The organism is Streptomyces virginiae (genome assembly GCF_040638905.1).
Classification (GTDB): Bacteria; Actinomycetota; Actinomycetes; order Streptomycetales; family Streptomycetaceae; genus Streptomyces; species Streptomyces virginiae_B.
Genome location: NZ_JBEZYV010000023.1, coordinates 76,830 through 93,546 on the forward strand (window position 1 = coordinate 76,830; position 16,717 = coordinate 93,546).

Below are 16,717 nucleotides of genomic sequence, written 5' to 3' on the forward strand. Positions count from 1 at the left end.
CATGGCATGCGGCTCAGGACTGCCCCTGGGACAAGCGGTCCATGGTCCAGGCGGATTCGTGGCGGGTGAATCCGATGTGCGGGTAGTAGTCGACCGCGGCGGGTGCGGAGAGCAGGACCACCTTCGCCTCGGGGACCGCTTCCCGGGTGACCCGGATGAGGTCGCGGCCCACGCCCCTGCCCTGGTGGGCGACGTCGACGGCCAGGTCGGCGAGGTAGGTCGAGTAGGCGCCGTCGGTGATCGAGCGGGCGATGCCGATGAGGTGGCCGTCCTCGTCGCGGGCGACGACGACCAGGTTGGCTCCGGCCAGCATGCGGGCGAACCGCTCGACGTCGTGCACGGGGCGCCGCTCGGCGAGGGTGGAGGCGCGGTAGACGCCGAGCACCTCCTCGACATCGAGGTCGGCGCCGATGACCCGCTCACACTTCCACATACTGGTGCAACTCCCTGCACGGCTCTTCGAGTCGGTGCCCCGGACACGTGCCACCGCCCGGCGGACCCACCCTCTCACGTAATGGCTGAAAATGCATTTGGATTATTACACGTCGGGGTGGGTGAAATACAAACCGGTGGACCGGTATGTATGGTCCGGGAGGCGGGCATGCTGCAAGGGCTCGCGTTCTCGGGAAGGAGCGATGTGCTCACTCAGGTTCTCGACCGGATCCGACGGCTCCTCGGACGCCCCTCTTCCTCTTCCTCTACCTCCACCTCCGCTCCCGAACGTGACGGCGCCGGCCCGGCGAACGCCCGGACCCCGGTCTTCACGGCGGACTTCGGCTCGACCCGCCAGTGGGTCGCCGGCCGTTCCTGGGCCTATCCGAACGGCGGCCCGACCAACCCCGGCGACAACAAGCTCGACCACCTCGTCCATGACCCTTCCTACAGCCGCAGCGGCACCTTCCGGGCCGTCCGCCGCCCCGACGGCAACTGGAACACGGGCCTGTTGACCACCGAGGGCAGCGACGAAGGGTTCATGGTGCGGACCGGGGACGTGCTGGAGTCCCGCGTACGGCTTCCCTCCGAGCTCGGGGCCTGGCCCGCGATCTGGACCTGGCTGGACGGCGGCAACGAGATCGACGTCTTCGAGTACCACCCGGACAACCCCGACCTCCTCGAACTGTCCAACCACGTCAAGGGCGGCTCCCGTTACCACCGCGACGCGGCGGTCGGACCCGGTCGCTGGGTGGACCTCAAGGTCGAGTTCGGGTCCCGCTCGGTCGTGTGGTGGGTCAACGGCACGCAGGTCTTCGCCGACCGGCGCGGGGTGGGCCGCCGCTGGCGCGCGTACCTCATCGTCAACCTCTCGGTCTGCGCGGGCCGCTACCACCCCGCGCCCGACCGGGACGTGTCCGAGATGTCCTTCGAGGTGGCCTACCTCCGCGTGATCCGCCCGTAGGGGTGGCGCTGGGCCGTCGGCGGGGGGCGGCAGCGTGGGGACCGGTGTGCCCGCCGGGGGCGGCCGTCCCTCGGGGCCACCGTCGTGCTCGGCTGCCGGGACCCCGCCGGGGCCGAGGCCGCCCCGGCATCGCTCCGTACGCGGGGTCCCGGGCGCGCGGGTCCGGGCCGTACGGCTGGACCTCGCCGCCCTCGCCCCGCTCGACGCGGCGGACGCGGGCGTTCGGCCTGCGGGGCGAGCAGCGGCGCGAACCGGTGTGGGACCACGTCGCCGCCCCCACGTCGCGGCGCGGCTGTGGGACACGAGCCGCGGCCTGACCGCGACCTAGTCGGTCACGGCGGTCGCGCAGCTCTCGTGACCCCAGCGGCTGCCGTTCTTGGCGATCATGTCGCCGACGGCGTACGGCTTCCCGCAGGGGCAGCTGCCGGGGAACTTCGCCTTGATGGCCCGGCTCCCCCGGCCCGTCGCGGAGCCGGCGGCCGATCGCTTCTTCGCCGTCCCGGACTTGCTCCGCGCGGGTGCGGCGGGCGCCGGTACGGGCATGTCCGCGTTCCCGAGGGCCGTGCCCGCGGCCTCCTGCCGCAGGGCCGCGTCGCTGGCGGCCTGGTCGGCGATCGCGTTCAGGTGGTCGCCGTCCTCGCGGTGCGCGGGAACGTACTGGAAGGTCACGTCGCGGTCGGCCAGCAGCCGGTCGATCTCCTCGACGAGTTCGCGGTTGGCGACGGGCTGGCCGGACGAGGTCTTCCATCCGTTGCGCTTCCAGCCGGGCAGCCACTGCGTGACGGCCTTCATCGCGTACTGCGAATCCATCCGCACCTCGACGGCCGTACCGGGCGCCAGTGCCTCCAGCAGCCGCTGGAGCGCGGTGAGTTCTCCGATGTTGTTGGTGGCCCGCCCCAGGGGACCGGCCTCCCAGCGCTCCGGGCGTCCTTCGGCGTCGGCGATGACCCATCCCCAGCCGGCGGGCCCGGGGTTACCCTTCGCCGCTCCGTCACAGGCGGCAATGATGCGATCAGACATCCCCCGATCATGCCTCATCCCCGGGGCTGCGCGGTCCCCGGACCGTCCTCGGCGAGCAGCCCGCACTTGTCGAAGTTCATGCATCCGCAGGCGAGGCAGTCCGCGACGGCGTCGCGCAGCATCTGCGTCTGCCGGATGAACCGGTCCAGCTCGGGGAGCTTGCTCTCGGCGAGGGCGCGCCACTGCCGGGTGGTGCCGCGGTCCCCGTCGGTGTCCAGCAGGGCTCGGATCTCGGCCAGGGTGAAGCCGGCCCGCTGCGCCATCTTGATCAGGGCGATCCGGCGCAGGGTGGCGACCGGGTAGACCCGTCGGCCCGCCGTCCGCTCGGCGGACGGCAACAGCCCGACGCTCTCGTAGTAGCGCAGAGCCGAGGGCCGCATACCGACCCGTCGCGCGAGCTCTCCTATCCCGAGCTGTCGCACCGACCGCTCCCCCTTGACCTCAAGTGCGCTTGAACCAGGAGTCTGACCTGGTGACTCCCGCACAGACAACTCGCCTCCTGCCGCAGGCCTACCGTCCGCTCTTCGCCCACACCGGCTTCAGACGCCTGCTGCCGGCCCTGGCGGCCTCCGATCTCGGTGACGGGATGAGCGTGGTGGCGGTGGCCTGGTTGGCCATCGAGATCGCGCCTCCCGGTCGTTCGGGCCTGCTCCTGGGGGCCGCGCTCGCCGCGTACGCACTTCCCGGCGCCCTGGGCGCGCTGCTGTTCGGGCGCCTGCTGCGCCGCCTTCCCGCGGCGCGGCTGCTCGCGGCCGACAGCCGGATCCGCGCGGTCCTCCTCGGCTGCGTACCCCTGGCCTGGGCCGCCGGGTTGCTGCACCCCGTGCTGTACGTGGCCCTGCTCGCGGGTTCGTCCGTACTGCACGCATGGGGCAACGCGGGGCGGTATTCGCTGGTCGCGCAGATGCTCCCGCCGGACCAGCGGCTGGCCGCCAACGCCCTCCTGTCGTCGAGCGTCGCGGCCTCGATCGTCGTCGGGCCGGCCCTGGCCGGGTTCCTGGCCGCGGGGGTGAGCCCCGCCTGGCTGATCGGCCTCGACGCGTTGTCCTTCGCCGTGCTCGCCGTGCAGGTGGGCAGGGTCCGGGCCCCGGGCGGTGAGCCGAAGACGGAACCGAAGACGGAGTGGGAGTCGGAGGCGGAGGCAGATGCGGAGGCAGGGCCGCAGGCGGGTGCCGGCGCCGACCGACCGTCCGCCGGCCTGCGGTTGTTGCGGAAGCAGCCCGAACTCCTCGGCGTCCTGGCCCTGACCTGGTTCTTCAACTTCCTGTACGGGCCGGCGGAGGTCGCGCTGCCGTTGCACGTCACCGACGACCTGCATGCCGGGGCGGCTCTTCTCGGGCTGTACTGGGCGCTGTTCGGCGCGGGCGCCGTGCTGGGCGGGCTGGCCGCCGGCGCGCTGCGGAGGTTCCCGCTCTGGCCGGTGACGCTGGGGATCGTCGCGGGCTGGGGGTTCGCTCTCGTGCCCTTCGGCCTGGGCGCGTCCGCACCCGTCACGCTGGCCTGTTTCACCCTGGGCGGCCTGATCTACGGCCCGTTCACGGCGCTGTCGTACACCCTGTTCCAGGAACGCACCCCGGCCGCCTGGCTGACGACCGTCCTCGCGGCCCGTAGCGCGGCACTCCTGACCGCCGGGCCGGTGGGCACGGCGCTCGGCGGGCCCCTGACCGCGCTGATGGGCCCCCGGGGGGTGCTGGCGGCGTCGGGGATCGCGACGGTCGCACTCGCCGCCGTCGGGGCGGCGGTCCGGCTCCGGAGCACGCGCCGGCCGGCGTCCCGGCCCGTGCGCGGATGAGGGCCGTGCGGCGGTGCCGCACGGCCCTCATCGTCCACTCCCCCGGTTCACACCGGAGGAGGAAACGGTTCTCCGGAGCCCGGGCCACAGCCCGGGCCGGCCGTGGATCAGGCGGGGGTGATGTTCTCCGCCTGCGGGCCCTTCTGGCCCTGCGTGATGTCGAAGGTCACGGCCTGACCCTCCTGGAGCTCACGGTAGCCCGAGGCGTTGATCGCCGAGTAGTGGGCGAAGACGTCCGGGCCGCCACCGTCCTGGGCGATGAAGCCGAAGCCCTTTTCAGAGTTGAACCACTTCACGGTTCCCGTAGCCATGTTCATGCCTTCCCGTTGACGTACGTCCTCCACACGGCGTGGAGGACGGAGGTGATCGCCCTGGTCCTACGGCACAACACAGCAAAACTGCCCACACCAGAAGGCGCGGGCAAGGCACTCGGAACCACGACAGCTACCGGAGAAGGTACACGCCTGCACGCACTGTCACCAGGGGGAATGATCACGCCTGCGCGGCGGGATTTCGCCCTTGTACGGACTTGCCGGGCGTCGCCGCCGGAAAATTCGTCGAAGGGCGTCCCCCGGATGCCGTAGGGTGAGGTCCACCGACGCGGGGTGGAGCAGCTCGGTAGCTCGCTGGGCTCATAACCCAGAGGTCGCAGGTTCAAATCCTGTCCCCGCTACTGCACGGAAGGGCCCGGATCCTTGTGGATCCGGGCCCTTCCGCCGTTTCCGGGCAGCTGCGGAGCCGCGGCCGCAACAGACCCCGCATTTCCCGCGGGTCCGGATCCGGATCCGCCTCACCCGCCAGGCCCTGTCCGGCCTCCTGGCGCCGCCGCCCCCGGGACGGCCGACGCGACAATGAGCCGGCCGCACGCCGTGTGACCGCAGTCACAAGAAGAACCCGTCGTCCGATGTCGACCGGATGCGGTGCGCCGGGCGTATGCCCGATGAGAGGGACACATGGATCCGGGAGCGATTTTTGACCGTCGAGGAGTTCGAAGCGTTCTACGCACAAGCGGCGGGAAGGCTCACAGGACAGCTGTACGTGATGCTCGGTGATCATCACGAGGCACAGGACGTGGTACAGGAGGCCTTCGTCCGGGGATGGGGTCGCCGGCGCCAGCTGGACCGCGACGGCCGCCCGGAAGCGTGGATCCGTACCGTCGCGTGGCGGCTCGCGGTCAGCCGCTGGCGGGTGCGCCGGCGCAGCGCCGAGGCGTGGCGGCGCACCGCTCCCGAGCCGCACGCGGAGGGGCCCGGGCCCGAGGCGGTGGCCCTCGTCGAGGCGCTGCGGCAGCTTCCCCTGAAGCAGCGCCGCACGATGGCGCTGCACTACCTGTGCGACCTGACCGTCGAACAGATCGCCGCCGAGACCTCGCTGTCCGCGAGCACGGTCAAGACGCACCTCTCCCGCGGCCGCGCCGCCCTCTCACGTCATCTGCAGGATCCGCGCACCGAGGAGGCTCCCGATGCCTGAGTCCCACGACCCCCTGCGGTCGGCCTTCCGCGCCGCGGCCTCCGCCGGGCAGTCCGCGACCTCGCTCCCGCCCGTCTCCGCCATCGAACACCGCGGTGAACTGGTGCGGCGGCGCCGGATCGCGGGCATCGCCGCCGCCTGCTGTCTGCTCCTGGGCGGATCCGGCGCGGCGCTGGCAGCGCTCCTCCCGCAGGACTCCGGCCGGCCGACGCTCCCGGCGACCACTCCCTCTCCGGTCGCCCCGTCCGACCTGCCGACCTCCGTCCCGGCGTCCCCTCCCCCCTCGGCGCAGAGCACCACGGCAGGGCAGAGCACGACGACTGCGCCGAGCCCGCCGCCGTCCGCGACCGCGGGCGCGGGTAGCCCCGACCCCACCTGGACGATGAGCGCCCGCCCGCCCCAGGGGTCGACGTACCCCGGCGCCCCCACCACCGCGCAGCCGCCGCCGTAGCGGCGTCCCGCCGGCCCTGCCCGCCCCGCTGCCCTTCGCCTTCACCCCGCCCCACACCGCCGCCTGCGGACACCGGCTCGGACTCCCCGGGCCGGCGGTTCCGCACACCCTCAGACGGCCCAGGAGATCCCTTATGTCCCTATCAGCCCCGACTCGGCCGTCCGAGACCCCCGGCCGGCGGCCGGCACCCGCGGGCCGTCCCGCCATCCCTCGTCCCCGCCGCGCGCTCCCCGCCCTGCGGTGGCTCGGGAGGGCCGACCGGGAGGTGCTGTGGCTCTACCTGGTGACCCGCGCCGGTATCTGGGCCACCGCGGGCGCCGTCGGCCGGCTGTTCCCCTCCGACGGCGAGAGCCACCGGCCCCTGTCGCTGCTCGCGCCCTGGCAGCGATGGGACTGGTCGTTCTACTTCCACATAGCCAAGGACGGCTACTTCCCCGGCGGGGCGGGACCCTGGACGGTCGGCTGGGACAACCGGGAGGCCTTCCTCCCCGGCTTCCCCCTCGCCCTGCGCGCCGTGCACACGGTCGTCCCCTCCTGGGCCGCGTCCGGAGCACTGATCTCCTTCGCCGCGGGGGGCGTCGCCGTCCTGGCGCTCGCCCGCCTGGCCCGCGGCCTGCCGGGCGACCACGAGGCCGGCCGACGGGCAGTGGCCTTCCTGCTGGTCTCGCCCTGCGCGGTGTTCCTCGCCGCCGGCTACACGGAGTCGCTCTTCCTGGCGCTGGCCCTGCCCGCCTGGCTGGCGGCGCAGCGCCGGAGCTGGGCCGTCGCCTCGGTCCTTGCCTGCCTGGCCTGCTCGGTGCGCGTCACCGGGCTCTTCCTCGCGGCCGCGCTCGCCCTCCACTTCCTCCTGACCGCCCGGACCCGCGCCGCCTGGCGGTCCGCCCCCTGGCTGTTCCTGCCCGCCCTCCCACCGGTGCTGCACAGCTGGTACCTGCACGCGTGGACCGGCGACTGGATGGCCTGGAAGCACTCCCAGGAGCGGGGCTGGTACCGCGACTTCCACCTGCCGTGGGAGGCCTGGTCCCACACCTGGACGGCCGCCTTCGAGCACACCCAGCCCACGGGCTACGCACTGATGTCGCAGGCCGAGCTCCTGGCCATGGTGACCGGCCTCGCCCTCCTGGCCGTGCTGGTACGGGGCCGCCGCTGGCCGGAGGCCCTCTACATCGCCCTCACCCTCTGGGCCCTGGGCACGTCCTACTGGTACACCTCCCTGCCCCGCTCCACCCTGCTGTGGTGGCCGCTGTGGATCGGCCTGGCGGGCTGGAGCATGCGCCGCCCCTGGGTGCGCAGCGCCTACCTGTACGTCGCGGGGCCGCTGTGCACCGTGGTGGCCGTCACCTTCCTCACCGGACGCTGGGCGGGCTAGGCAGTGTCGTCAAAGTGGCGTCGGCCGCCGAAGGGCGGGACCCGCGTGCCAGACCCCGCCCGCCAGGCGGGACTTCGACGACACTCCCCAGGGGTGCGGGCCGGCGGGGGCGAACGGGCCCCCGGGCGGGCGCCGGGCGCGCATACTCGGAGGATGGCCGACACCACCACCGTCGAGGTCGACACCGACGTGCGCGACCGGCTCGCCGTGCTCGCCGCCGACCGCGGACTGAGCCTGCGCGCGTACCTCGCCGAACTCACCGCCGCCCAGGAGAACGCGACCGCGCTCGCGCGCGCCGCCCGGGCCTTCGAGGAGGCCCTCGAACGCCCCGGCTTCCGCGAAGGCTTCGCCCGCGATTTCGGGGGCCTCGCGGCCCGTGACTGACGGCCACGGCGGACGGCCACGGCTGACGGGCCGTGGCCCGGCGCGGTCCGCCGCAGGCACCCGTCACCCGGGCGGCTCCGCCGACGGGCCGGTCCGCGCGACCGTCCCTAGGCTCGGGGAAGGACCGCTTCGAGCGCTGGAGGACGGCTGTCGTGACCGATACGAGCGAGGCGGGGCAGGCCGACCGCACCCTGAAGGCCAAGCACCGGGCGATGTGGGCACTGGGCGACTATCCGTCCGTCGCATCCCATGTCGTCTCCCCCCTGGGGCCCCTGCTGGTGAAGGAGTGCGGGATCCAGATCGGCGACCGGGTCCTCGACATCGCGGCGGGCTCCGGCAACGCCGCCATCCCGGCCGCGCTGGCCGGGGCGGACGTCGTGGCGTCGGACCTGACCCCCGAACTGCTCGAGGTCGGACGGCACCTGGCCGCCGTGCAGGGCGCGAAGCTGGAGTGGCGGGAGGCGGACGCCGAGGCCCTGCCCTTCGCGGACGGCGAGTTCGACGTCGTCATGTCCTGCATCGGCATCATGTTCGCTCCCCACCACCGCACCGCCGCCGATGAGATGCTCCGCGTGTGCCGGGCCGGCGGGACGGTCGGGCTGCTCAGCTGGACCCCCGAGGGTTTCGTCGGCCGACTCTTCGCCACGATGAAGCCGTACGCCCCGCCGCCCCCGCCCGGTGTGCAGCCGCCGCCCCTGTGGGGCAACGAGGAGTACGTCCACGAGCTGCTCGGCGACGCGGTGACCGACGTGGTCGCCCGCCGCCGGACGGTCCCCGTGACCCTCTTCAAGAACCCGTCGGACTTCCGAGAGTTCTTCAAGGCCTGTTACGGGCCGACCATCGCCGTGTACCGCGCGGTGGGCGACGATCCGGAGAAGGTCGCGGCCCTGGACGCGGCGCTCGACGCCCTCGCCGCCGAGCACACCACGGACGGCGTCATGGAGTGGGGGTACCTCCTGCTGACCGCCCACCGCCGCAGCTGAGACGCCCGCCCCGGGGCCACCCGGCCGGTCAGTCGATGACCGGATGCACGTCATCACCAACCAGTCCGGCCAGGCCCCGCACGGCGGCAGCTACGACGCCTGGCTCAACGGGTACGGGTCCACCCACGCGGACAGCGCCTCGCAGTCCCCATCCGTCCCCTCGGCCTGCGCCTCGCACCGGCTCGGCTTCTTCCTGCACATCGACACGGACGAGGACGAGAGCGTCGTCTACGACCGGTTCACCCACGGGGGCCGGGCCGGACGCTTGTCACCGGGGCGCCCGCGCACCGGCCTCCGTACGCGGGGCCGTCACGCCGGGCCGTCAGGCGGGGCCGTCGGCGGCGAACTCCGCTTCGAGGACCTGCGTGAAGAGTCCGATCGGGTCGTTCCAGTCGCCGTTGACGCTCTGGGCCACGAGGTGCTCGCCGTCGCGGGTGCCGTAGGTGTAGCAGAACGAGCCGTTGATGGCGCCGCCCATGCCCCAGACCGTCGCGCCCGAGGGCACCGTCATCGACGACATGCCCAGGCCGTAGGAGGCGCCGGGGATCCACTTGCCCTCGGGAGTCGGGCGGGCCGCGAACATCTCCTCCTGCTGGGCGGGCGGCAGCAGCCGGCCGCCCAGCAGCTCGGCGAAGAAGCGGTTCAGGTCACCGGCGGTGGAGACCATGCCGCCGGCCGACCAGGCGAAGCTGGTGTCGAGCTCGGTCACGTCGTGGATCTCGGCGTCGGGCGCGGTGAGGAAGTTCTTGCTGTACAGCCGGGCGTGCGGTCCGCGCAGCCCGTGCTCGTCGTCGCCCGGGACGTAGGTGCCGGTCAGCTCCAACGGGCGGGCGATGCGCTGCTCCACCTGGTGGGCGAAGGTCCGGCCGGTCGCCCGCTCGATGATCAGTCCGACCAGGACGTAGCCGGTGTTGCTGTACGTCCAGCCCTCGCCCGGGGCGAAGTCCGGGGCGTGGGAGGTCGCGATCTCCACCAGCTGCTCGGGGCTGAAGCGGTCGTAGCGGTGCTCCAGGAAGGCCGGGCCGTAGTGCCGGGAGAGCAGCCCCTCGTCCACGGAGTAGTTGAAGAGCCCGCTGGTCATGCCGAGCAGGTGCCGGACGGTGATCGCGCCGGCGTCGTTGCCGTTGCCCTTGACCAGGCCCGGGAGCCATCGCTCGACGGTGTCGTCCAGGGAGAGTTTGCGCTCGGCGGCGAGCAGGAGGGCGAGGGTGGCCGTGAAGGTCTTGGTGGTGCTCCCGATGCGGTACTGCTCCTCGGGCAGCCGTTCGCGCCCGGTCGCCGTGTCGGCCACCCCCGCCGCTCCGAACCACCGGCCCCGGCGGTCCAGGACCTCGGCGACCATGCCGGGGAGGCCGGCCCCGCTCACCGCCCGATCCAGGACCTCCCGCACGGCGGCACGCGAACTCGTCTGCTGGGGAACGGGCTTGGTCATCCGTCGGTCTCCTCGATGCGCGCCAGTCACGTTCTTCCCGATGGGAAAGACGCTACGGCGCCGCACCCGGCCCGCGCTGGCCCGCTCCCGGCCAACATCAATACGACCGAAACGCCCCGGTTCACCCGGCCGTACGCCGCTACGTCCGGCGGCCTCCCCGGCCCTTCTCCTCGGGGGCGATCATGGCGATCAGCCCGTAGTCCAGCTCCGCGCCGTCGATGAGCAGGGCCTCGATGGTGCGCGTGTCGGGGTCGATGTCGGCCTCCACGCCCTGCCCCCGGTAGCGCGGGTACCCGGAGGCCCCCTGTTCGCCGGTCGCCTCGACCACGGCCGACCTCAGTGCGCGGTCCGCCGGGGAGGCGCCACGGAGGTTCTCGATGTGCTCGGGCACCACCAGGATCTCGAAGCTCTGCGGCTCAGTGGTCATGGAACCGAAGCTACCGGATGGGGAAGCGCGCAGCCGGTTTCACACGTCGCGGCGCCGCACCACGATCACCGGCCGCCGGGGCCGGGTCACGCCCCCCCGCTGAGCGCGCCACGCACGGGCCGGCCACCCGGCCGCCCCCTCGGACGCGGATACCCGCGGGTGCGGACCAGGCGGGCGGCCGGCTCGGTGAAGGTGCGCGACGCGGCGCTCTCGTGCGCGCTTTCCCGGTGCAGCAGGGTGACGGCGTTGGGCAGGACGGTGGCCAGCGAGGTGCGCCGGACGATCTCGGTGAGCGCCTGGGCGGAGTTCGCCTCGACCGCGGTGTGCGGCCGGATGCCGTGCGCGGCGAGGTAGTCGTCGATGTGACCGGGGGTGGGGAAGTCCCCGCTGGGCAGGGCCAGTCGGCGCGCGGCGAGGTCGCGTACGGGCAGGGGCGGGAGCCCCGCATCCGGGCCGCCGTCCTCGGCGGTGACGACCAGGCCGAGGGTCTCCGTGTACAGGGGGGTCACGGCGGCATCCCGAGCGATCCGACGATCTCCCGCTTCCTCGACATGCTCCCGGTCTATGGCACCACCCTGAAGGCCTCGGTCCACCAACCGTTCGGGAAAGGCAACATCGGCGCCAGCAACTTCAGGTCCTGCTGACGCGGTTCGCGGAACGCGACAGAGCCTCCGGCCCGGTCGGGCTGGAGGCTCTGTGCTGCGAGGTTCGGTGCCCACGTCGAGGCCGTATGGCCGGCGCGTGCCGTTGGAAGCGTCGGATCGGCGGATCCGGGTGGAACAAGCCGGGGCCCCGTGGGCACTCGCGCAGGCGTCGGAGGCCCCGGCTCGCACAAGGGGCCTGCGTCAGCTGCCGGCCGACAGGTTGCCGGACAGGACCGGGATGTTGTCCAGAATGTGGGAGAGCGGCTCGTCACCCTTGGCCTGGGTGGAGTTCTCGGTGCACTGCTGGTTCTGCGGGTTGGACAGGACGTTGATGTCCTGAACGCCGATGTTGGCGATGAGCGCCAGTACGGACTGGACGTTGACCTTGGCCGGCAGGCCGATGCAGGGCTTGTTCAGGGTGCCCTGGACCAGGCCGAGCTGCGGGCTCTGGTCGCCGTGGGTCTTCTGGTTGCCGTAGATCTGCTGGGCGCCGTTGCCGTTGACGGTGTTGATCCCGTTGTCGTTGCCGATGGCCATGGCCGGGGCGGCGACCGCGGCGCCCGCGCCGACGATGGATGCGGTGGCGGCGGCGGTGGCCATGATCTTCTTGAGCATCAGAGGTCCTTATGTCACACGAGTGCGTGGGGGTGAGCGCCTTGATCAACGGCCGGGGCGGCGCCGGGTTCCGGTGCTTCACCCGTTCGGCGGCATGCTGCCCGTCACGCTCCTCGGACGGCAACGTTCAGCTCGACCACGTAGTGCTCCTCCACCCAGCCGTCGGGGAAGCGGCCCATGAGGAGGGCGCGTTCGTCGGACAGGAAGGCGTCCGTGCCGGGCTCGCCGACGAGGAAGAGGGAGTGGGTGGACAGTTTGGCCAGGTGCGTGTCGACCGGGACCCGGCGCGACCACGGCAGGTGACGGTCGGTGAACCGCAGCCCGTCCTGTGAGCGGGCGCGTTCGTTGATGTACCAGCCGGGCCCGAACCGGGCCTCGATGCGCGCCTGCTGCTCCGCGATCCATCCGACCGTGACGTCGGGGTCGTTGTGCCAGATCGCGAGCGCCCCGCCGGGCCGCAGGACCCGCAGCGCCTCGGGGACCGCGCGGTCCGGATCGGTCCAGTGCCAGGACTGCGCGTACGTCAGCAGGTCCAGGCATCCGGACGTCAACGGCAGCCTGTTGCCGTCCGCGCGGACCAGTGGTGTGCGGGGGTTGCGGCGCCGGAACTCGGCGGCCATGCCCTCGCCCGGCTCTACGCCGACGACGCGGGCGCCCCGGGCCTCCAGCAGCGAGGTGGCGATTCCCGTACCCGCGCCCACGTCGGCGACGCGGGCGCCGGCCAGGGGAAACCCGGCCAGTTGCTCCAGCGCGTCGAAGAGCTCGGGCGGATACGAGGGGCGGTTCGCGGCGTAGCGCGCGGCCGCGGAGCTGAATGAACGAGCACGGGATTCGGTCGTCATGCCGCCCATGATGCCGGTGGGCCGCCCGTCCGTGGAGTGGGCCGCCGGTGTGGTGGGGCCGGCGGCCCGGCAGGCCCCGTACGATCATCAGCAGTACGTGGAGAGGTGGATCGCGGATGGTCGCCGCGCGGTATGTCACGGAGCTGGTCGGGGCGTTCGAGCGCCACGCGGGGCGGCCGGCGCTCGGGACCGGACCCGTCGTGCTGGAGTTCCAGGACGTGCTCGACGCGTCCTGGCGGCTCGCCGGGGTGCTGGCCGATGCGGGGATCGGGCGCGGTTCGGGGCTGGCCTGTGTCGCGGGCACCAACCGGCCGGAGGTGCTGCTGGTGCGGATCGCCGCGCACCTGCTCGGTGCGCGGCTGACGCAGGTCCTCGCCGGACCCGCCCTGCACGGGTTGGACTTCATCCTGCGGGACTGCCGGCCGGACCTGGTGGTGCACGACGTACCGGTGCCCGCTGCGAGGGCGCGGCAGCTGGACCTGGACGAAGCGGTCCGCGAGGCCGGCGGACGCGCGGCTGCCGGGCCGGTGTCCGTGGGGGCGCGGGACGACGACGTGGCGCGGGTGACGTACACCGGCGGGACGACGGGGCGGCCCAAGGGGGTGGCCTCGACCTTCGGCGCGATGGCCGCGCGGAACACCGTACGGCCGGCCGGCTGGGCCAGGACGGACTACCTGTCGGTCACCTCGCTGGCGCAGCGGTCCGGGGGCCGGTGCCTGGAGCAGTTCCGGGCCGGGGGACGGGTGGAGATCCTGGAGCCGTTCGGAACGCGGGAGTTCGCGGCGGCCTGCCTGCGCCTGGGACCGGTGTCCACGTACCTGACGACATCGATGGTGTACCGGTTGCTGGACGACCCGGTGACCGCCCATGGGGTGCCCGGGCTGGAGGTGATCTCGTACGGGGATTCGCCGGTCCATCCGCAACGGCTGCGGGAGGCGGTGACGCGCTGGGGCGGGCGCTGGCGGCAGGGCTACGGCACGAACGAGGCGGGAGTGGTCTGCCGGCTGACCCCGGCAGACCACGACGCGGCGGTGCGGGGGCGGCCGGAGCTGCTGGCGTCGGTCGGGAGGCCCGTCGACGGGGTGGAGGCCGAGGTACGCGACGAGCGGGGCGCGACGGTGGCGGCAGGGCGCACCGGTGAGGTGTGGGCCCGGTCGCAGGCCGTGATGGCCGGCTACTGGGGCAGGCCCGAGCTGACGGCCGAGGTGCTGCGGGACGGCTGGCTGCGGACCGGGGACCTTGGGCACTTCGACGGGGACGGCTACCTGTACCTCGACGACCGGACCGCGGACGTGGTGATGGTCGACGGGGACAACGTGTACTGCCTGCCGGTCGAGGCGGCCCTCACCCGGCACCCCGCCGTGGCCCAGGCCGTGGTGGTGGGCCGGCACAGCGACCTCACCGGGGAGGAGGTGTGCGCCTTCCTCGTCCCGGCGGCAGGGTACGCGCCGGGTCCGGGCGTGGCCGACGAGGTATGCGACGCGGTGGAACGGGAGCTGGCCCGCGCACACCGCCCCACCGCGGTGTTCTGGCTCCGGGAGATCCCCCTGACCCCCCGCGGCAAACCGGACAAGCGCCGCCTGCGCAGCGACGCGGCGACGGCTCCCGCCACCGACGGCGGGCGTGCGTAGCGAGGGCGAGGCCATCCGTCGCCCTCACCGTTAGGATCCCGGGGTGGAAATCGAACTGTCTGACGCACTGGACGAACTGGTGGAGTTGCAGGAGGCGTCCGACGAGGCGCACGCCGAGTTGATGCTCCTTCAGAAAGAGCTCGGCGAAACGTCTCAGTGGACCGACGAGCAGCATGTGACCTGGCGGGACGCGTGGGAAGACGCTCGCGAGCCCTGGTGGTTGCTGGACACGGCCCTGGAGAACTACGCGGAGGCGACCGGTCTGGACCGCGACGAGCTGGAGGCCATGGTGCAGCGGGCTGCGGGGCACGTCCCCCCACCGGACGGGGCCTGACGGGCCCGTCGGCGGACGGGGCCGACCGGCGCGTCCAGGTCCGCGGTGCGGTGGTGCGAGGAGGGCTACCTCTGAAGTTGTCCTCCTCTGCAGCAGCCCGCATACGCAGATGTCCCGCCATAGTAGTGAGGGACTTCAGTTCCGCCGACAATTCTTTCCCCCAGCTTGAGGCCGCCCTGCGTGATCCGCTGTTCACAATCGGGGCAGACGGAGACCTCGGTGGGGTTCACGCGAATCAGGACAGCACTCTTGAGCTCCAGGACAGCTTCGACCGCTTCCCTCCCGTGCGTCCGAATTCCCTGCTCCACAAACTCGAAGGCCCCGTACACGTGACCGCAGTTCTCGCATTCGGTGCGATTCGCGAAGTGGATGACGCCCTCGAGCCCGAGCTCCTTCTCAATTCTTCTCTGCTCTTCGCTCGACACTACCTCCACTCCGACTTCCCGAATTCTTTCGGCAGTCCAGTACCAGGCCAAGACAGCTTCGGCGATGCTGCGGGGAACGTAGAACGACGCCGAGATCCCAGACTCAACCACCTGCTTCACCAGCTCGATCACCGAGTCGCGACTTCCGGAGACCACGCAGTCTCCTTCCACAACGGCATCATCGATGCGCGACAGCTTGTTTTCCATGAAATCCAACCTTCCGCTCATTCATGCAATGGTTGCATCGTCAAGGTGGATCCGATTCCGAACACGCGGTTCGCTTATAGCTTGCCACCGGCCGGTCGGCTTGCAAGTCGAGGACGTGGACTATTCAATTGACCACTCAACAGGCGGCACCGTTCGACTGTGGGACCCACAGAACTTCTGCGGTTCCAGCTGCAGGCCAGGCGGTCGGCCGACGGCTCGGACGGCTCGAACTCGGCTGACGCTCAGGGGTGGGTGGTTGACTGGGGGCATGGATTTCACGCGAACCGGGCCCGACTCCGTGGCGTGGTGTGCGCCTGCGCTGGACCCCGAACTGGCGCTGGCGCTGGCGGCTTTGGGGGGCGGGGTGGTCGGGGAGCCGTTCACTCCGGAAAACCTCGCGGCCCGGCGGGAGCGGGACGCCGCCGTGCGGCCTCGACCGTCCGTGCGGGACCTTCGGGACGGCGGCCGCTTCGAGGTCGACGAGCTGTGCGTGCCGGGGCCGCCGGGTGAGCCCGAGGTGACGCTGGTGAGCGCGCGGCCCGCCGGCCTCGACGGGCCGCTGCCGCTGCTGTACTACATGCACGGCGGCGGCATGATCATGGGCAACGCCTCGTGCGTGCTTCCGCAGTTGCTCCGCGAGTGGGCCCTCCCCCTGGAGCTGGCCGTCATCTCCGTCGAGTACCGGCTGGCGCCCCGGGTGCGCCATCCCGGACCGGTGGAGGACTGCTACGCCGGTTTCGTCTGGGCGGCCGCACACGCGGAGGAGCTGGGCATCGACCCGGAACGCATCGTGATCGGCGGGAAGAGCGCGGGCGGCGGCCTCGCCGCGGCGCTCGCCCTGCTCACCCGCGACCGGGGCGGTCCCACACCCATCGGGCAGCTGCTCCTGTGCCCGATGCTCGACGACCGCGGCGACAGCGTCTCCGGCCACCAGATGGCCGGCGTCGACATCTGGGACCGCACCTCCAACGCGACGGCGTGGCAGGCGCTGTTGGGCGACCTGTACGGCACCTCGGACGTACCGCCGTACGCGGCTCCCGCGCGGGCGACGGATCTGTCCGGGCTGCCTCCGGCGTACATCGACGTCGGGTCGGCCGAGACGTTCAGGGACGAGGACGTGGCGTACGCCGACGCGCTCTGGCGGGCGGGCGGTGAGGCCGAACTGCACGTGTGGCCCGGGGCGTTCCACGGCTTCGACTCCTTCGCACCGGGCGCGGCCCTGACCCGGGACGCCCGTGACGCCCGCGTCCGCTGGCTCCGGCGCGTCCTCGGCCGCTAGGGAGTGTCACGTCGTT

At 72.4% G+C, this 16,717-nt stretch carries 21 protein-coding genes and 1 tRNA gene; 12 read left to right on the forward strand and 10 right to left on the reverse strand.

The genetic code is table 11. The features are described from left to right. Positions 1 to 13: 13 nt before the first annotated feature. Positions 14 to 433, reverse strand: a complete 420-nt coding sequence (locus AB0F82_RS26660; protein WP_362631907.1) for a GNAT family N-acetyltransferase — start codon at positions 431 to 433, stop codon at positions 14 to 16. 204 nt (positions 434 to 637) lie between these two features. On the opposite strand from AB0F82_RS26660, the gene AB0F82_RS26665 reads away from it, so the two are divergent. Beyond that, complete coding sequence (locus AB0F82_RS26665) at positions 638 to 1,396, forward strand: beta-glucanase (RefSeq protein ID WP_362631909.1); 759 nt, start codon at positions 638 to 640, stop codon at positions 1,394 to 1,396. A gap of 324 nt (positions 1,397 to 1,720) precedes the next feature. Here AB0F82_RS26665 and AB0F82_RS26670 read toward each other — a convergent pair whose 3' ends face one another. Together AB0F82_RS26670 and AB0F82_RS26675 are read right to left on the reverse strand one after the other, a co-directional pair. Further along, positions 1,721 to 2,416, reverse strand: a complete 696-nt coding sequence (locus AB0F82_RS26670; protein WP_362631911.1) for a ribonuclease H family protein — start codon at positions 2,414 to 2,416, stop codon at positions 1,721 to 1,723. 14 nt (positions 2,417 to 2,430) lie between these two features. Continuing rightward, the gene (locus AB0F82_RS26675; protein ID WP_362631913.1) at positions 2,431 to 2,838 is read right to left on the reverse strand and encodes a MerR family transcriptional regulator; all 408 of its coding nucleotides are present in this window, start codon (positions 2,836 to 2,838) and stop codon (positions 2,431 to 2,433) included. A gap of 50 nt (positions 2,839 to 2,888) precedes the next feature. Between AB0F82_RS26675 and AB0F82_RS26680 the strand changes: the two genes are divergently transcribed. Beyond that, entirely contained in the window at positions 2,889 to 4,208 is a 1,320-nt protein-coding gene (locus AB0F82_RS26680; RefSeq protein WP_362631915.1) for an MFS transporter, read from the forward strand. A gap of 107 nt (positions 4,209 to 4,315) precedes the next feature. Here AB0F82_RS26680 and AB0F82_RS26685 read toward each other — a convergent pair whose 3' ends face one another. Further along, the gene (locus AB0F82_RS26685; protein WP_030384970.1) at positions 4,316 to 4,519 is read right to left on the reverse strand and encodes a cold-shock protein; all 204 of its coding nucleotides are present in this window, start codon (positions 4,517 to 4,519) and stop codon (positions 4,316 to 4,318) included. A gap of 288 nt (positions 4,520 to 4,807) precedes the next feature. Here AB0F82_RS26685 and AB0F82_RS26690 point away from each other — a divergent pair. The 6 genes from AB0F82_RS26690 (at position 4,808) to AB0F82_RS26715 (ending at position 8,865) form a co-directional block, all read left to right on the forward strand. Then, a tRNA-Met gene (locus tag AB0F82_RS26690) sits at positions 4,808 to 4,881 on the forward strand. A gap of 260 nt (positions 4,882 to 5,141) precedes the next feature. Further along, on the forward strand, positions 5,142 to 5,678 hold the full coding sequence (locus tag AB0F82_RS26695; protein ID WP_362631918.1) for a SigE family RNA polymerase sigma factor: 537 nt from the start codon (positions 5,142 to 5,144) through the stop codon (positions 5,676 to 5,678). Then, on the forward strand, positions 5,671 to 6,129 hold the full coding sequence (locus AB0F82_RS26700) for a hypothetical protein (RefSeq protein ID WP_362631920.1): 459 nt from the start codon (positions 5,671 to 5,673) through the stop codon (positions 6,127 to 6,129). The genes AB0F82_RS26695 and AB0F82_RS26700 overlap by 8 nt, the downstream gene beginning before the upstream one ends. Before the next feature lie 133 nt (positions 6,130 to 6,262). After that, a complete protein-coding gene (locus AB0F82_RS26705; protein WP_362631921.1) occupies positions 6,263 to 7,498 on the forward strand; it encodes a mannosyltransferase family protein in 1,236 nt (411 codons plus the stop codon). Between the two features lie 153 nt (positions 7,499 to 7,651). Next, entirely contained in the window at positions 7,652 to 7,882 is a 231-nt protein-coding gene (locus AB0F82_RS26710; protein ID WP_356815232.1) for an antitoxin MazE7, read from the forward strand. A gap of 152 nt (positions 7,883 to 8,034) precedes the next feature. Then, positions 8,035 to 8,865 carry a class I SAM-dependent methyltransferase gene (locus AB0F82_RS26715; RefSeq protein WP_362631923.1) on the forward strand — a complete coding sequence of 277 codons (831 nt, stop codon included), beginning with the start codon at positions 8,035 to 8,037 and terminating at the stop codon, positions 8,863 to 8,865. Positions 8,866 to 9,187: 322 nt separating this feature from the next. On the opposite strand, the gene AB0F82_RS26720 is transcribed toward AB0F82_RS26715, so the two are convergent. The 3 genes from AB0F82_RS26720 to AB0F82_RS26730 all read right to left on the reverse strand — a co-directional run bounded on the left by AB0F82_RS26720 (position 9,188) and on the right by AB0F82_RS26730 (position 11,233). Continuing rightward, the gene (locus AB0F82_RS26720; protein WP_362631925.1) at positions 9,188 to 10,297 is read right to left on the reverse strand and encodes a serine hydrolase domain-containing protein; all 1,110 of its coding nucleotides are present in this window, start codon (positions 10,295 to 10,297) and stop codon (positions 9,188 to 9,190) included. A 139-nt stretch (positions 10,298 to 10,436) separates the two neighbouring features. Continuing rightward, positions 10,437 to 10,724, reverse strand: coding sequence for a hypothetical protein (locus AB0F82_RS26725; protein ID WP_356815214.1), 288 nt, complete (start codon positions 10,722 to 10,724; stop codon positions 10,437 to 10,439). A gap of 86 nt (positions 10,725 to 10,810) precedes the next feature. Next, positions 10,811 to 11,233, reverse strand: a complete 423-nt coding sequence (locus AB0F82_RS26730; RefSeq protein ID WP_362631927.1) for a LysR substrate-binding domain-containing protein — start codon at positions 11,231 to 11,233, stop codon at positions 10,811 to 10,813. 6 nt (positions 11,234 to 11,239) lie between these two features. Between AB0F82_RS26730 and AB0F82_RS26735 the strand changes: the two genes are divergently transcribed. Further along, positions 11,240 to 11,368 carry a hypothetical protein gene (locus AB0F82_RS26735; RefSeq protein ID WP_436842163.1) on the forward strand — a complete coding sequence of 43 codons (129 nt, stop codon included), beginning with the start codon at positions 11,240 to 11,242 and terminating at the stop codon, positions 11,366 to 11,368. 201 nt (positions 11,369 to 11,569) lie between these two features. Here AB0F82_RS26735 and AB0F82_RS26740 read toward each other — a convergent pair whose 3' ends face one another. Together AB0F82_RS26740 and AB0F82_RS26745 are read right to left on the reverse strand one after the other, a co-directional pair. Next, the gene (locus AB0F82_RS26740) at positions 11,570 to 11,983 is read right to left on the reverse strand and encodes a rodlin (protein WP_356815215.1); all 414 of its coding nucleotides are present in this window, start codon (positions 11,981 to 11,983) and stop codon (positions 11,570 to 11,572) included. Positions 11,984 to 12,087: 104 nt separating this feature from the next. Further along, positions 12,088 to 12,825: a class I SAM-dependent methyltransferase gene (locus tag AB0F82_RS26745; RefSeq protein ID WP_362631930.1), complete on the reverse strand. Its 738-nt coding sequence runs from the start codon at positions 12,823 to 12,825 to the stop codon at positions 12,088 to 12,090. Positions 12,826 to 12,941: 116 nt separating this feature from the next. On the opposite strand from AB0F82_RS26745, the gene AB0F82_RS26750 reads away from it, so the two are divergent. Then, positions 12,942 to 14,456 carry an AMP-binding protein gene (locus AB0F82_RS26750; RefSeq protein WP_362631932.1) on the forward strand — a complete coding sequence of 505 codons (1,515 nt, stop codon included), beginning with the start codon at positions 12,942 to 12,944 and terminating at the stop codon, positions 14,454 to 14,456. Between the two features lie 43 nt (positions 14,457 to 14,499). After that, complete coding sequence (locus tag AB0F82_RS26755; RefSeq protein WP_362631934.1) at positions 14,500 to 14,790, forward strand: hypothetical protein; 291 nt, start codon at positions 14,500 to 14,502, stop codon at positions 14,788 to 14,790. 65 nt (positions 14,791 to 14,855) lie between these two features. Here the strand turns inward: AB0F82_RS26755 and AB0F82_RS26760 are convergent, their stop codons facing one another. Then, positions 14,856 to 15,422 (reverse strand): hypothetical protein, encoded by a 567-nt coding sequence (locus AB0F82_RS26760; RefSeq protein ID WP_362631936.1) that lies wholly within the window; start codon positions 15,420 to 15,422, stop codon positions 14,856 to 14,858. A 268-nt stretch (positions 15,423 to 15,690) separates the two neighbouring features. On the opposite strand from AB0F82_RS26760, the gene AB0F82_RS26765 reads away from it, so the two are divergent. Further along, complete coding sequence (locus AB0F82_RS26765) at positions 15,691 to 16,701, forward strand: alpha/beta hydrolase (protein WP_362631938.1); 1,011 nt, start codon at positions 15,691 to 15,693, stop codon at positions 16,699 to 16,701. Positions 16,702 to 16,717: the final 16 nt, after the last annotated feature.